At 63.7% G+C, this 14,145-nt stretch carries 12 protein-coding genes; 5 read left to right on the top strand and 7 right to left on the bottom strand.

Annotated elements, in window-relative coordinates; all coding sequences use genetic code 11:
• Window positions 1-19 precede the first annotated feature (19 nt).
• From EJC47_RS11140 to EJC47_RS11130, 3 genes are all read right to left on the bottom strand, one after another.
• Complete coding sequence (locus tag EJC47_RS11140; protein ID WP_126847653.1) at window positions 20-1,639, bottom strand: FAD-dependent oxidoreductase; 1,620 nt, start codon at window positions 1,637-1,639, stop codon at window positions 20-22.
• A 171-nt stretch (window positions 1,640-1,810) separates the two neighbouring features.
• The gene (locus tag EJC47_RS11135) at window positions 1,811-3,286 is read right to left on the bottom strand and encodes an MmgE/PrpD family protein (protein WP_126847650.1); all 1,476 of its coding nucleotides are present in this window, start codon (window positions 3,284-3,286) and stop codon (window positions 1,811-1,813) included.
• Between the two features lie 27 nt (window positions 3,287-3,313).
• On the bottom strand, window positions 3,314-4,078 hold the full coding sequence (locus tag EJC47_RS11130; RefSeq protein ID WP_221885171.1) for a fumarylacetoacetate hydrolase family protein: 765 nt from the start codon (window positions 4,076-4,078) through the stop codon (window positions 3,314-3,316).
• A 243-nt stretch (window positions 4,079-4,321) separates the two neighbouring features.
• Here EJC47_RS11130 and EJC47_RS11125 point away from each other — a divergent pair, with 243 nt between their 5' ends.
• Together EJC47_RS11125 and EJC47_RS11120 are read left to right on the top strand one after the other, a co-directional pair.
• Window positions 4,322-5,488: a CaiB/BaiF CoA transferase family protein gene (locus EJC47_RS11125; RefSeq protein WP_126847646.1), complete on the top strand. Its 1,167-nt coding sequence runs from the start codon at window positions 4,322-4,324 to the stop codon at window positions 5,486-5,488.
• The gene (locus EJC47_RS11120) at window positions 5,485-6,465 is read left to right on the top strand and encodes a ketopantoate reductase family protein (RefSeq protein WP_126847645.1); all 981 of its coding nucleotides are present in this window, start codon (window positions 5,485-5,487) and stop codon (window positions 6,463-6,465) included. Before EJC47_RS11125 ends, EJC47_RS11120 begins: the two co-directional genes overlap by 4 nt.
• Window positions 6,466-7,261: 796 nt before the next feature.
• Here the strand turns inward: EJC47_RS11120 and EJC47_RS11115 are convergent.
• The 3 genes from EJC47_RS11115 to EJC47_RS11105 all read right to left on the bottom strand — a co-directional run bounded on the left by EJC47_RS11115 (window position 7,262) and on the right by EJC47_RS11105 (window position 10,637).
• The gene (locus EJC47_RS11115) at window positions 7,262-7,645 is read right to left on the bottom strand and encodes a hypothetical protein (RefSeq protein WP_126847643.1); all 384 of its coding nucleotides are present in this window, start codon (window positions 7,643-7,645) and stop codon (window positions 7,262-7,264) included.
• Window positions 7,646-7,787: 142 nt separating this feature from the next.
• A complete protein-coding gene (locus EJC47_RS11110; protein ID WP_126847641.1) occupies window positions 7,788-9,008 on the bottom strand; it encodes a hypothetical protein in 1,221 nt (406 codons plus the stop codon).
• A 1,014-nt stretch (window positions 9,009-10,022) separates the two neighbouring features.
• Window positions 10,023-10,637, bottom strand: a complete 615-nt coding sequence (locus EJC47_RS11105) for a hypothetical protein (RefSeq protein ID WP_126847639.1) — start codon at window positions 10,635-10,637, stop codon at window positions 10,023-10,025.
• A gap of 876 nt (window positions 10,638-11,513) precedes the next feature.
• Here EJC47_RS11105 and EJC47_RS11100 point away from each other — a divergent pair.
• Window positions 11,514-12,278: an NYN domain-containing protein gene (locus EJC47_RS11100; protein ID WP_126847636.1), complete on the top strand. Its 765-nt coding sequence runs from the start codon at window positions 11,514-11,516 to the stop codon at window positions 12,276-12,278.
• 403 nt (window positions 12,279-12,681) lie between these two features.
• On the opposite strand, the gene EJC47_RS11095 is transcribed toward EJC47_RS11100, so the two are convergent.
• Entirely contained in the window at window positions 12,682-12,915 is a 234-nt protein-coding gene (locus tag EJC47_RS11095; RefSeq protein ID WP_126847634.1) for a hypothetical protein, read from the bottom strand.
• A gap of 102 nt (window positions 12,916-13,017) precedes the next feature.
• Here EJC47_RS11095 and EJC47_RS11090 point away from each other — a divergent pair, with 102 nt between their 5' ends.
• Window positions 13,018-13,542, top strand: a complete 525-nt coding sequence (locus EJC47_RS11090; protein WP_126847632.1) for a hypothetical protein — start codon at window positions 13,018-13,020, stop codon at window positions 13,540-13,542.
• Window positions 13,517-14,095 (top strand): hypothetical protein, encoded by a 579-nt coding sequence (locus EJC47_RS11085; RefSeq protein ID WP_126847630.1) that lies wholly within the window; start codon window positions 13,517-13,519, stop codon window positions 14,093-14,095. The genes EJC47_RS11090 and EJC47_RS11085 overlap by 26 nt, the downstream gene beginning before the upstream one ends.
• The last annotated feature ends 50 nt before the right edge of the window (window positions 14,096-14,145 follow it).

The raw sequence follows: 14,145 nt of genomic DNA, 5'->3' as shown, positions 1-14,145 counted from the left end.
GGTCTCCGGTCGGTTGGGGTCAGGCGGCGCCGCGGATCGTGTCGATCACCGCCATCGCGTTGGCCGGCTCGGCATCACCGCGCCAGCAGCTATGGCCGTCGGGCCGCACCAGCACGAGCTTGCGCTGGTACGCGGCGATGGCCTCGGGTTCGTCGAGTGTGACGACGCTGAGCGGAACACCCGCCGTCCGCGCCGCCTCGACCAACGTGGCGCCAGAGGGCGCATCGCTGCCGAGCCGCACCAGCACGAAGCCGTCACCGAACAGGTCGAGCGTGGAGCGCCCGTCCTTTAGCCACACATGCGGCGCGCGCGCGCCGGGGATGGTGGTCTGGTCGTATACCGCGGTCTGCTGATCCGGCACGGGGGTGCCGTCGGACACCACCACCGGCGAGCCGGCATATGTATAGCCCAGGTGCACGCCGATCGTGTACCATTCACGCTTCATCAGATCGTTATACCAGGTACCGTAGGCGGCGCGGGCGGCGTCATGCTCGGCGCCCGGCGTGAAGATCTCGGCTGGCGGCGGCGTCCTCCGCGGGGCGAGCATCAGCTTCAGGTTGGCGCTGGATTCCGCGATATTGTGCGCCGCGACGGGCTTGCGCTCGATCTCATAGGAGGCGAGCAGCCCCGGGCCGCCCCAGCCCTTCAGCGTGCCGTCGAGCTTCCACGACAGGTCGACCGCGTCGCCCATACCGGTGTTCATCCCGAATCCGCCGGTCGGCGACATCAGATGCGCGGCATCGCCGGCTATATATACGCGTTTCGTTCCGTATCTGTTGGCCAACAGCTCACGGCGCACCCACGGCATCACCGATTCGATCTCGAAGTCGAACTCGCGTCCCACCGCGCGAATGATCAACGCGCGGATCTCGTCCTCGGAAAATTCCTTTTTGTCCTCGGTGCCGACGATCGACATCCGCCAGCGATCGGCCCCGTTGATCGCGACGATCGTCAGCCAGGTGCCCTCGGGCCCGATGAAGATGAAGCGATAGGCGCGGCCCTTGTCATGCAGCGCTGGCAGGTCGGCGGTGCGGAAGATGACATTGACGGTGTGAGTCAGCACCGGCGTGCCGCTCATCTCGATTCCGGCCTGGTGGCGCACGAAACTCGCGCCGCCATCGGTGCCGACCAGATAGTCGCAGGTGACCGTTCGGCTGTCGCCCGACTCGACGTCGCGCAGTATCGCCACCACGCGATCGTCTTCCTCGACGAAGCCAGTGAGCTCGGTGCCGTAGGACAGGGTAGTGTGCGGATATTGCCGCACGAAGCGCTGCATGACCGGATCGAACATGTCCTGCGGGCAGCGTTCGCGCTTCTCCGGGCTCTGCGGCGGCTTGGGTTCGAGGTCCTTGCCCGGGATCGGCTCGCGGCCGAATTCAAACCCGGTCATCGATTCCAGATAGACATTGTCCTGCGGATAGTCGCGCGGATAGGGCGTGCCGCGCACCCAGTCGGCAATGCCCCAGCGGCGCGCGAATTCCATCGTGCGCACGCCGACCATGTCCATCTTGGGCTGTGTGATGCCGCCGTCGCCGCGCTCGATCAGCAGGCTCGCGGTGCCGCGCGTGGCGAGATCGCCTGCCAGCGCGAGGCCGATCGGCCCAGCGCCCACGATCAATACTGGCGTATGTTCTGTCATCGTCCCCTCGTCTCACGCTGCGATCGACGGGTGCGGCGGCGCGCCGGAATACGTCGTCGGTGATGGTAGGACCGGGCTAGAGGCGATCGGAGTTGCAGGGAAAGACCGTTTGCAGATGATCTGATACGATCGCGCTCTCTCAAGAAGAAGCGCGTCGTATCAGAATATTATTCATCCGTGGCGGTTGGCGAGCGCCGATACATCGGCCAGCGCCCGCGCCAGATCGCCAGCACTCGACTGTCGTTCGAGGTCCGCGACTGCCGCGACCAAGCGGTCGGCGGCCTCGCGCAGCGCGGGCAGATGCTGCGCGGACGCCATTTCGAGCCCGATCATCGCGTGGAACTTGTCGAGGATCGCGGCATCCGAATAGAGCGTCGGCTCGGACCAGGGATCGCCGAGCGACATGTCGGCGGTCGCGCTGAACACTTGGCCGCGGGCGTGGACATCGACGCCACCCGGAACGCCGCGCCACTGGCCGCCGGTGATCCACGTACCGATATTGGCCGAAGTCGGCTCGGGCGCGACCTCGACGCGGCTACGGAAGGCGGCAATCGCCGGGTCGCGCATCGTCGCCGCGTCATACCAGCGGGGCCCCGCCGGCACGTCGTGCGCCAGCACCGCCATCGCATGGGCGTGGCTGAACTCGGCCGAGAGCATGTCGTCGGGCTGCTGGTCACGGAAGATCGGGGTCAGCGCGAACGGATTGGCGCGCACCACGATGCGCTCGATCTCGTCGGGCTTCAGGTCATACTCGGCGCGGATCCCGGCAAAGGCGGTCAGCGGATGGTGGATCCAACGGCAGCACGGCCACGGCTTGTAAGTCGTGTTAAGGATCTGCCAGTCCTCGCCGAGCTTGCCGAGCAAGGCGACGTCGTCATGGCCGGGCGACCCGTACCAGCGCCAGAAGGCGTTCTCGCCGTCGAGCACGTCGAGGAAACCAGTGCTACCGAGCCGGGCGAGCATCGCGGCGGAAGTGCCGATCTCGGCGCACCAGCCGGCATCGGCATATTTGTACATCGGTTGGCGCGGCGATTCGGCCCATTTTCGCAAAGTCGGCTGCGGCGAGTTCGCGCCGGCGATACCGAAGGCGTGGTTGGCCTGGATCGCGGTGAGGCCGGCAGCGCTCGCCGCCGCGCCGACCGCGGCCCAGGTCATAGTCGCGGCCGGGCCGCCGAGTTCGTTCCAGCCGATCACCTCGCCATTCTCGATCTGCATCGGCGGCCCCATCCAGCTGCCGATCCGTGCGCCGACATCGAAGCCGACCGCGATCGCGGTGAGCAATTCGGCGCCGCTGCGATCAAGGTCTTCGGTCAGCGCGAGCGCCGAGAAGACCGTGGCATTGCCGAAATGGGTCGAGGTGGGAAAGGTGTCGTCGGCGTCGAGCACGTTGGCGAGCCGGCCATTAGCGTACGCGGCCGAGGTCACCGAACTGCGCTGCGCGCTGCCGATCACGGTGGCGCGAGGGTTCCCGCCAAGCGCTTCGATATATTTGAGGGTGATGACGCCGCTTTCTGTGCCGATCGCCCCGATCGCACAGCCGATCGTGTCGAGCAGCAGCCGCTTGGATTCGCGCACCACCGGCGCGGGCAGGTCCTCATAGCGCGTGCGCGTCGCGAAATCGGCAAGTGTTTTGGTCAGATCGGTCATGTCTCTCTCTCCATTTTGCCGCGGCGTTCAGCTCGCCGGTTTGTCCCACACCGGATGGGCGCCCGCGGTACCCCGCACAATGGCCAGCCTCATCGCGCCGACACCGGCGATGGCGATGTCGAGCACGTCGCCATCGGTGATCGGCGCCACGCCCGCGGGCGTGCCGGTGGCGATGATGTCGCCAGGGAAGAGGGTCATCACGCTGGACGCCATCGCGATCATCTCGGGGATGTCGACGATGAGATCGCGGGTGTTGGCGCTTTGGCGGAGCGCGCCGTTGATGTGCAGTTCGAGCGCGATGTTTGCGGGATCGGCAATCTCGTCGGCGGTGGTGATCCATGGGCCGACCGGGCAGAAGCTGTCGAACGACTTGCGCATCACGCGTTCCTCGCGGCCGCGGATTACCACGTCGACGAGGCACGCATAGCCGAAGATATGGTCGAGCGCGTCAGCGCGGCCGATGTCGCGCCCACCCTTGCCGATGACGATCGCGAGTTCGCACTCGTGGTGGACCTCGCGGCCGACGACCGCGGGCAGCACGATCGGATCTGCCGGGCCGGACAAGCTGGAATTCGCCTTTAGGAAGAATCCCTGGCCGCCGGTCTTGAAGGTCGAGACCAGCCCATCCTTCATCTCCTCGATATGCGCGTGATAATTGGCCGGATAGGCGATCACCTTGTTGGGCCAGGCGACGGGGGTGTCGAGCCGCACCTCGGCCAGCGGCCGGCACGGGCCGCTGGCAATGCGCGCTTCAACGGTGGCGCGATCAAAGTTGGCGATGAAGCGCAGCATCGCAGTCGGGGGCCAAACGCCACCCGAATCGCCCGCGGCGAGATCTACGATGTCTTCGCCGACGATCGCACCGATCCGGCCGCCGTCGTAACTCGCAATCTTCATCACCGCTCCTCGGGCGCGTCAAGCGGCGCCTTTGCCGCTAGTCGCGCCGACGGGGATTAAAACGCCAATATGAAAAACATATGGTCGGCCAGCATGCGAGTGCGCCTATGTGGCCGCTTCAGGACAGGATTCACGGACATGGCTTCGCTAGACGGTATCAAAGTCATCGATTTTACCCACATGATCGCGGGCCCGCTCAGTACGATGCTGCTTGCCGATCTCGGTGCGGACGTGATCAAGATCGAGCCCGCCGAGGGAGAAACCGCGCGGCACCTCGGTGACCGCATCGTCGGCGACGCGACCGATTATTTCCTCGCTTTCAACCGCAACAAGCGCAGCATCGTGCTCGATCTGAAATCGTCGCAGGACATTGCAACGCTGCGTTTGCTAATCGACAGCGCCGATCTCGTCGTAGAAAATTTCCGCGCCGGAACGATGGAGCGGCTGGGAATTGGTTATGAGACGTTGAAGCGGACCAATCCCGGGCTCGTCTATTGTTCGGTCAGCGGTTACGGCCCCGGTAGCCCGGCCGCGGACCGGCCCGCCGTAGACCCGGTGATCCAGGCGCTCTCCGGGATCATGCAGTTGACGGGCACCGAAGAGAGCGGCCCGCTAAAAACCGGCTTTCCGCTCGGTGACTATGTCAGCCCGCTGTTTGCGACGATCGGCGTGCTGGCTGCCTTGCTCGAGCGCAAGACGACTGGATTGGGCAAACGGGTCGATGTGGCGATGCTCGAGACGATGGTATTCTCGATGATCCCGCGCGAGGGCGCGTTCTTCGCCGAAGGCCGCGAGCCAGTTCGTCGCGGCAACGCGCACAGCCAGATGGTGCCGGCCAACAGCTATGCTACCGCGGACGGACGCGAAGTGTACGTCTTCATCCACAGCAACAAGTTCTGGCGCAGCCTGGCCGAAATGCTTGGCGACGAGATGCTGCTTAACGACCCGCGCTTCGCAACCAACGCGCTCAGGCTTCAGCACCGCGAGGAAGTCGACGCGCGCATCGCTGCGGCCTTTGCCGCGCATCCGCTCGCGCATTGGACGCCGCTGATCGACGCCGGCGGCGTGTCCGCAGGGCCGGTTCGCACTTTCCCAGAGGTCTTCGCCGATCCGCTGGTCCGCGACACAATGGTGGCCACGATCCCCAATGCCGCTGGCGAGACCGTCCATCTGCTCAGGACGCCAATCCGCTTCGACGGCGTGCGCCCCGAGATCCGTCTTCCGCCGCCGGAGCTCGGTGAGCATCTCGATGAGGTGCTCGCGGAACTGGCCGACTCCGTCCGAGAATCAGGAACAGCCCGATGAAGATTTGCATCTATGGCAGTGGCGCGATGGGCAGCTATATCGCCGCGCATCTGGTGCGCGGCGCGCAATCCGAGGTCAGCGTCGTCGCGCGCGGCGGCACGCTCGCGGCGATCCAGGCCAACGGGCTGCGCGTGATCACCGACGAGGAGGAATTCACCGTACCGGTCCGCGCCGTCGCCGATCCGGCGGAACTGGGCGTGCAGGACGTGGTGATCATCACTCTCAAGATGCACCACGTCGATGAGGTGCTCGACCAGATCCGCCATCTGATCGGCCCGGACACCGCGATCATCCCGCCGATCGCGGCGCTGCCTTACTATTTCTTGAGCGGTTTGACGGGACCCTTCCGCGATCAACGCCTGCCGCGGATCGATCCGACCGGACGGCAACGGGCGGTGATGCCGCCCGAACAGGTGCTTGGCTGCCCGTATTGGATCGGGGTGCACGCGCACGCTCCCGGCGTGACCAGACGCGACGGCAAACAGGCGATGATGCCACTCGGCGAACTGACCGGGCAGCGCAGCGACCGGGTCGAAAAGCTCAGCGCGATCCTGGAAGCGGCCGGGATCGAGGCGCCGATCAGCGACAACATCCACGGCGACGTCTGGGTGAAGTTCGCCAATTCGATGTGTTGGAACCCTGTCGCGATCCTGACGATGGCGCGGTTGGGAGAGATCGGATCGAGCGACGGCGCGGGCGAAGTCGTTCACGCCATGCTCGAGGAGTCCGACGCGATAGGCCGGGCGTTGGGGGTCGAGATCACGGTTTCGCCACGCGACCGGCTCAATCGCACGCTGCGCGGCACGCATCACAAGATGTCGATGCTCCAGGATTTCGAGCGTGGCCGGCCGAATGAACTGGAGCTGCTGCATAGCTCGCTGCTGTCGATTACCAGACTGACCGGCGTGAAAGCTCCTACGCTGAAGACGGTTTACGCTCTGGCCCGCCTTCGTGTTGCTATCGCCGAATCGAAATAGTGTTGCGAAATTGGGGGCGCCGTGTGGAACCTCGTTCGAATTATTCTCAGGTCAGAAGATAGGGTGCGAGCGGCTATAAATAATCGGCGGCAGGCACGAGTTGACTTCGCGCACGTAGTATCTTGAGCGTGTTTGACCAAAGTCTCGGAACTGACCGCGTCGGGCGATTAGCTGCCACAGCGGTCGGAGCGCTACCGCTCAGACCTACTCGTTCGGGAGTAGGATGCCATCAACTCCGCGAATGTCCGTTCCTACGGTAAGCCGACTTCGGCCATCAGGCTTGCGAACGACGGCTTCGTCCCAAACAGCGTCATCGGCTTAGAGATCAGCGGCACCAGTGCCATCGCGAGAACGGACGGCCTAAGCTGGGATACGAAGAGATGCTGTGAACGACCGGAAACGGGGCGTGACCGCCGCGGCAGATATCGGCCAGGGCATTCTGTTCAGAGCCGTCACCGCGAACACATGCTCCTGACAGAGGCTGCCTCGGAACGTTGTGAAGCGAACCGTCGAAAGGCGCCCCAATTTCCTTCGTTCGAACCGCCGACGAAGAAGCCTGGAAGTCCGTCTCCGAACAAAGGAAATGGGAAAGAATGGCCGTTTCGGCAGCCGAACGAATCGTTCGAACCGGTCGGTGTCGTCCCTTGTATGTACTTGCTAGTTCAGTGACGGCCGTCTGCGAGCGGCGCCTTCTCCAACCGGAGAAGGTACTCCTTCCCACTCGAGACTCTGCGGGGCGCTTCTGAACCATCCAGCGCGTCGAACCTATGCTCGACGCCGGTGGCGCACGTCGATCTTAGGCGGCTGCGCTCAGCCGAGTGGTTGAACAATGGCCGGACAGGTCGAATGCGCTTTCCCAAGCTCCGCCCACGAACTCGAAGAGATGCTCATCGCTGCCGCCGATCTCGTACGCGAAGTTCACAACCAGCGAGTCGCCCTGGTAGACTTCGAGCAGTTCATGGCCGATCACGTTCTGGCGCTCGTTCTGGCTCTCGCCGCGGGCGCGGCAGGCGGCCGTGTGGAGGTCCCAGAGGTTGCTGACGAGCGCGCGCCAGCCCTCGCCCCGAATCTCCCAACACGGATATTCCGCGCCATCGATGTCAACGCTGGTCCTTTCGACCCTATCCTCTTCAGCGAGGATGATATCGCGAACGGCGCGTGCCTTATCGATGTCTTGCAAAGCCGGCCCTCTGATTGCTCAGGACACCGTATTCAAGCGGACATACCAATGGGTTTCGTTGTTCGGTTAACGCCGGCCGGGCTGATCCGTTCTGATCCGCCCGGCTCGGGAACGGCTCAGGCCACGAATGCGAACCCGATGGTCATTTTGCGGCCAGCATCCAGCGGCGTTCGGCCTCCTCGATCGAGATGGAACGGAGCCGATGGTTTAGATCCAGAGCGCCCTGGCGAGTCTCCGCCACTTTCACAACGATCCCTGTTTCCCGGAAGGCGGCGTGGTCAACGAACTGGTCGAGCCGCTTGCCTCTGGCGGCGTGAGCAACGGTTTCTGGAAAGTCGCCCCAAACCGAAAGAACGTCGGAGGTGTAGACTCCGCCGTCGAAACCAATGATGATCTTGAGCCTGCCGTCCCTGTAGTACAACTGATCTCTGTGCGAAGCATCCTGCGGTCGATCAGGACGATGAAACTGAACACTTCCGCGGCGGTCGGTGAGCGCCTCCTGGTGTGCCAGGCGAAACACATCGCCCGGGTTCAGCCCTTGCGCAGCGATGATCGCAAGCGACAACTCGTCGATTGATCCCTGGGAGCCGGTGGCGACCAGTCGATCAAGTGTTTGGGCCCGTGGTCGATGATACCGGGCAAGCCAACGGTATTGCTTGCGGATGTCTCTCACCGTGGTGATCTGTTCGTCACCGGTTGGCGTCCATTCTAGGCAATCGTTTAATGATATGATGCACATCAAATATGGCGAGGCGATCAGATATTTTGGGTTCTCGTTGATAGGGAAGGGGTTCATCCGCAGCCAGAGCGGAGCAACCCCTGTGCCGATCTTGGCAACTGTCTCTTGCAACGCCTTCCTCAGGCGAAATTCCCGCTGGATGAGCCGGTCGCGCATCGAGAGGGCATGTCCGATGATCGACAGCATGTTGTCCGCGATCTTGGAGATCGACGGCCTTTCGGAATCTCTGAGCTGCCATTCCCAGATGCCAAGAGGTAGGACGACGTCTCCGAGGTCGATATCGACGACGAGCATCAGGGCGGAACGCGTAGCCCCGTAACATTGACGGATGCTGGTGCTATCCGGCTGTCCCACAACGTCCAGCCGAGCCGCCTTGATGCCGCGACGCAGCTTGCGCAACAGAGAGGCGACTTCGGACCCGAGGACAGCTGAGCTGCCTACCTGGATGTCCGATTTGCCGTCCCAGGCTTCGCCGATCCATTCGGTTCGACTGGTTAGCTCCTGGACAGCCGAATGGTGCAGCGACTGGACCCAAGGCTGCACGTCGCTTGCCCGCAATTGCCACCAGGGACGGCCTTTCGCGAGACTTGCTACGATGTCCGAACCTGTCATCTTTCTTTGCATTGTTCTTCCTTCTGATTTTTCCACATTCTGCGGGAATCGCAGTTGGGATGTTCGAACCTGTCTCTTCTGGTCCATGCGCGTGGAGCCGCGCGGCGGTTGTGGCGCCGACGACTAACGGAGCCGGATCTCCGGCGCTTTCCTGAGGGGGCCGGCGCGGTGTGAACCGCGTCCGACCGAGTTGTGGGTCAGGCCCTGCGGGGCCGACCTCTGGCAACCCGCCCACGGGTGCCGATCGCCGCCGCAACGGCTGTCTCGAGATCGCGATGTGATCGGAAAACGGGATGAGTGCCCATGGAATGGGGAAAAGGAATCATGATGTTCACGTCAGCGCCGCAACGGATCATTCGTCAGCTCGTGGGCCGCAGCGAGAGCGGCCTTCGGAAAATCGGACTTGCGAGGCCGCGGGCCCGCGTGCGCCGTGCGCGGTGCCGCGATCCGACGCGCACCTGATCCTGCCCGACCTCGACCGGCCGGGCGGGCTGCGCCATCAGGCGCTCATCTAGGGGGACGCGGATCACTTTAAATCCGCGTCCCCTGATGGTGGTCAACCGGACGAGGCCAGCATTGATCGGCTTCGGATGAAGACTCCTAATCTCGGCTGTGGCGTCTGCCACCTGCTGAAGCCGCAAGCCGCTCAGGGCGGTCGCGCGCGCGCGCGCGCGGCGTATCAAGACAGAGCCCGATGAGAATGAATGGATTCGAAGATCAGGGAGGAGGGGAAAAGCGATGCCTGCAGGCATCGCGTTAAGAGAATCTTAGGACTCGAGCTTGTAAGCTCCGCTGGGGCGTAAGAGCGATTCAATCTATTTTCCCCTCTAGCAAATTCCACTACTTTATAACCTCTGTTGAATCGCGCGTGCGTGCGCGCAGGAAAGGTGAATTTCGCCGGATCCGGCGTTTCGGCCTCCCCCGACCACGGCTCCTCAGGGTGCCCGACGGGCGGTGAACTCCCTCGGCGCAGGCGTTCCTCCACTTCAGGAGTGTTGGTGGCCGCCGAGGCGGCCACCCTGGTCGTCAGGCCGCCACGCGGGTCACCTTCACGGAGATGCCCGGACCATCGTTGCGGACGATGTTTAGGTAGCCCCCGCCGTTCCGTTCGCGCAGTTCGTCGGAAGCGAGCAGGCGCTGCATCCGCGCGTTGGCACGGCGGCAGCCCGCCGAGAAGTCGCCGGGCAGGGCGGCATCGACGAACTTGAGCGGCTTGCCGGGGCGATGTGCGAAGTAGCCGACGTACTTGCCGCCGACCGGAACGAGCAGCGAACGGCCGTCGTCGGCGGGAGACCAGAGCCGACAGTCGCCGTAAACCATCATCTGCTCTCCTTCCCTACGGAAGATCCCTGCGGCGACGGGTGGTGCTGCACCATCATCAACGTCGAATGCGATGTAGATAGAGTCGGTGCCGTTGAGGCGGTCGGCTGCGGCGCAGAGAGCTTCCTCGCCATGCGTCAGAACGAAGCCGCCGCTGATCCTGGGGTCGTGCTGGCGTTGCTCGCCGCGGCGACGTCCGGTCAGCATGATCCTGTAGGCGGCCACGTATCGAAGCATGTTGCTGCTGACGGCGGGATCCGACGCCGACAGTTCCTGCAGAGCATGTCGCGCCTTGAGCATTTCTTCCGTTTCGTTCTTCATCTCATGATTCCCTGGTTGGTGCAGCGAAGCGCTGGGCGCCGTTCGCGGATTCGATTTTCCCGTTCACCCTGCTTCGCACCTCGGACGACACCGCAGTGCCTATGCGCGCCGATGGCGGTCGCGGCTGGTAGGAGTTCGGAGGCGCCGGTGGATTGCGTGTCGACGCGCACGGCATGGTGCACGCTCAGATTGCGGCGGCCCGAAGGTCGATCGCCGACCGGCGCGGCGGATGGTGCGCTGCGCGGATGCCGCGCGAGCAGAAGTCGAGATTCGAAGAGTTCATTTTCCAGTCTCCTGTTGGTCACACCGACAGGGAATCCGAGAAGGGTGCCTGGGGCACCGGGAGCGCGAGCCTCCGCCGCGGCGGTGCTTGCGGCTCAAGCGGCGTTCGGACGATGCATGCGCCGCGGGTTCGCGGGCGCTGTCCTAGTTTTTGGAGCCGGCTATCATGCTCAGGAGACCGAGGGACATCGCCAGCGGGGACGACGCCGCTATGATCTGCGTGCGGCCATCGGTGGTCTCGAGGATCAGCGGGACCGCGGCGGTTTGCCGCCCCGCGGGCGCCGAGAAGCTCCGTTACGTCCACCCTCGTCGGGCCGCATGGCGCGGAACCAAAGCTCGGCCGCCTGCGACCGCCTCCCGAGTTCGTGGATGGGTGGCCTCCTGTGAGGCGGCAACGCGGCGATCTGCGCCGACACCTCGGCACGCGTCGCGCCACCGTCCTGCGCCGTCGCGTCTTTGCCATTGAGATCGTGACCCATTGCCGGAACTCAGCTGAAGGCGAGCTCAGGCAGCACGTCGATGCTCGGGCCTACGCTTTGCGTTTCCGATCCACCGGGCAGGTGACAAAGGAACGGCATCGGTCATAGTCCGTCGATGGCAACAGAACACGAACGTCCCCTGAAGCTGGCCGTCCTCATCGACGCGGACAACGCCTCTCCACGCATAGCCGCTGGCCTGTTCGAGGAGATTGCGACCATAGGCGAGGCCAGCGTGCGTCGGATCTACGGTGATTTCTCCGGGACCCGGTTGAAGAGCTGGTCCGACGTGCTCTCGACCCACGCCATCATGCCACATCAGAACTTTGCCAACACCGTCGGCAAGAACGCCTCCGACATCGCTCTAGTCATAGACGCGATGGACCTGCTGCACGCAGGCCGGTTCGACGGCTTCTGCCTAGTGTCGTCGGATAGCGACTTCACGCGGCTTGCCGCTCGGATCCGCGAGCAGGGTGTCGACGTCTATGGCTTCGGCGAGCAAAAGACCCCCGAGAGCTTCCGCCAGGCCTGCAAGCGGTTCATCTATACCGAGAACCTCGGTCCGGCTGCGCTCCCATCCGAGGGAAGCTCCGCCGACACTTCGCCAGTGAAGCCGGTGAGTGCGACCAAGCAATCTGCGTCGGCTGCGGTTCCGTTGATCGAGGCCGCCCTCGGGCAGCTGGAGGACTTCGACGGATGGTATCCTTTGGCTGCGGCGGGAAGTCGGCTTCTTGCGCTGAAACCCGACTTCGACCCTAGAACCTACGGTTGCGCGAAACTCGTGTCGCTCGTCGAAAGGTCGCAGGCGTTTGAAGTGGAGAGGCGCGACAACCTCCGAGTGTTCATCAAGCGCAGGCCCAAGGCGGCCGGGGACGCGGTCTGACCATCGGGACGCTGCAGGTTGGTCACATAGATGTTACCTGTCGATTGCGTTGTCCAGGTCGACCGCACGTTAGCCAGGTCGGCAGCTTATGGACGTCGCCGATAGCGCGCGACCAGTCAGCGGCGGTGGCTCCGGCCGCGCCTTCAAGAATCTGCGCGAGCATGTCACGCAACTCCTTCGGCTTCGGAATAGTCACAGGCGCTCTTGATGCCGCGCGCCTAGTGCAACGATCGCCGTCTCTGCCAAGTCACGAAACGTCGTCTTCCATATCGGACTCGCGTCCTTCCACTCCCAGTCGTCGAGCGTGGCATGCCGTCGGCTATCCCACAACTCCTCCGCCAGTTCTTCGGTGAGCGCATCAAGGTCATTCGCTGAGCACAGCCGACACGGGCCGTCGCCGCCATCAGTAGGACAGCCAATCAAGCTCGGCGTCATCAACGGCCTGGAACACATCCCCATCCGCCTGCTGCGCGCGAAGATGCGCCCGAACCTTTTCTGGATCACCGTCTTTCGGGAAGGATCGATCCGCGCGAGCGGCCGCGGCTAGGCCATCGATCCAATCTCCGCGTTCCCGCTGAGCGATGAGCCAACGTCCGAACGGCTCGGACTGTGGCTGGTAGCGTGAAAGGTCAGGCATGATCATTTCCTTGAGCGACTCGTGCCGCCTGACACATATAGCGGACCGTTTGTTCTCACAATGTTCTGGCCGAATCAGGGGCGGGCGTGCTTCAAGCGCGCCATGGTCGGCGCCATCAAATCCCTGACGGATCTGCGGCGGATCGAGGCTGCGGTGCGCGTTACGTGCAAGAAGTGCGGGCACGTGCGGATGATCGACCGCGAGGTGCTGATCAAGCACTGCTCGTTCCACCGGTCGAGCCTCGACTGGGAAGATGTGCGAGCCGGATTGTGGTGCTGGCGCTCAGGATGCTTGAGCAGGAACACGCATGTCGAAGCGTTGCCGTTCAGTCAGGACGAGGTCGCGCTTCGCCATAAGCGTGCCGAAACGATCCTGATGAATCTGGCGCTGCGCGTGCTGAAGGACGCGGCGTACCGACCCAACAGCGAGGCGATGGCAACGACAGACGTCCGCCTAGCGTTGCGTGTGCTGTACCCATACATGGGCAGCCGGGACACGCTTACTCGATATTGGGACATCGCTGTCTCGTCTCGGTTCCATGCATGGCAGAATTGCCACAACGAGTTCGCGGTGATCGCCGCGACGCTGGTCGATCGAGGGTATGCGGTCGATGCGGATTTTCGCTAGATCCAGGCTCAAGGTCGCCCACCGGAACGCCGGGCTGCGAGTCCATGCCCTCCGGATCGAAGCTCATCGTCGCGAACTTGCCGCCGCACCGGGCGATGAGGAACGGCTCGCCGCGCTCGTTCAGCCAGAAGCGGCATTCGGTCCGGATGCCGATTACCCGGTCGCGTTCCATGGCGACCATGACGTTGACGGGACCCTCGGCTTCCCGGCCCGCCTCGAACACGAGGTGGATCAGATCGGCGTGCACCTCGTTAGCGCGCTTTCCGCCTGCGACCGGCTGGAGCATGTCGGGCGACGAGCCGCCGGTCCTGACATAAGGCCTTGCCGCCGCGAGGAGCGCTCGGTGCGGATCGATCAGGCGCAGGACGGCGGAGAGGAACAGGTCGATCTGGTCGAAGTCGTATCGCTGCATTTCAAGGAACTCCAAGCCCGCGTGGTCGCGGTGCGTTTTTCCCTCGCCTTTCGAGGGCACCTTCACTTCATTGAGATGATCCCCGGCGGCAGCGGACGGCTGTCGATGCCGCCGATCACTGCGGCAAATGGCGTGACTTGACTTATAAGTCAAAGTTGCATATCTGGACTTCGTCACAGCGAAAGGGATCT

The organism is Sphingomonas sp. TF3 (assembly GCF_003985085.1).
GTDB lineage: Bacteria > Pseudomonadota > Alphaproteobacteria > Sphingomonadales > Sphingomonadaceae > Sphingomonas.
This window is presented reverse-complemented; position numbering and strand designations above follow the sequence as displayed.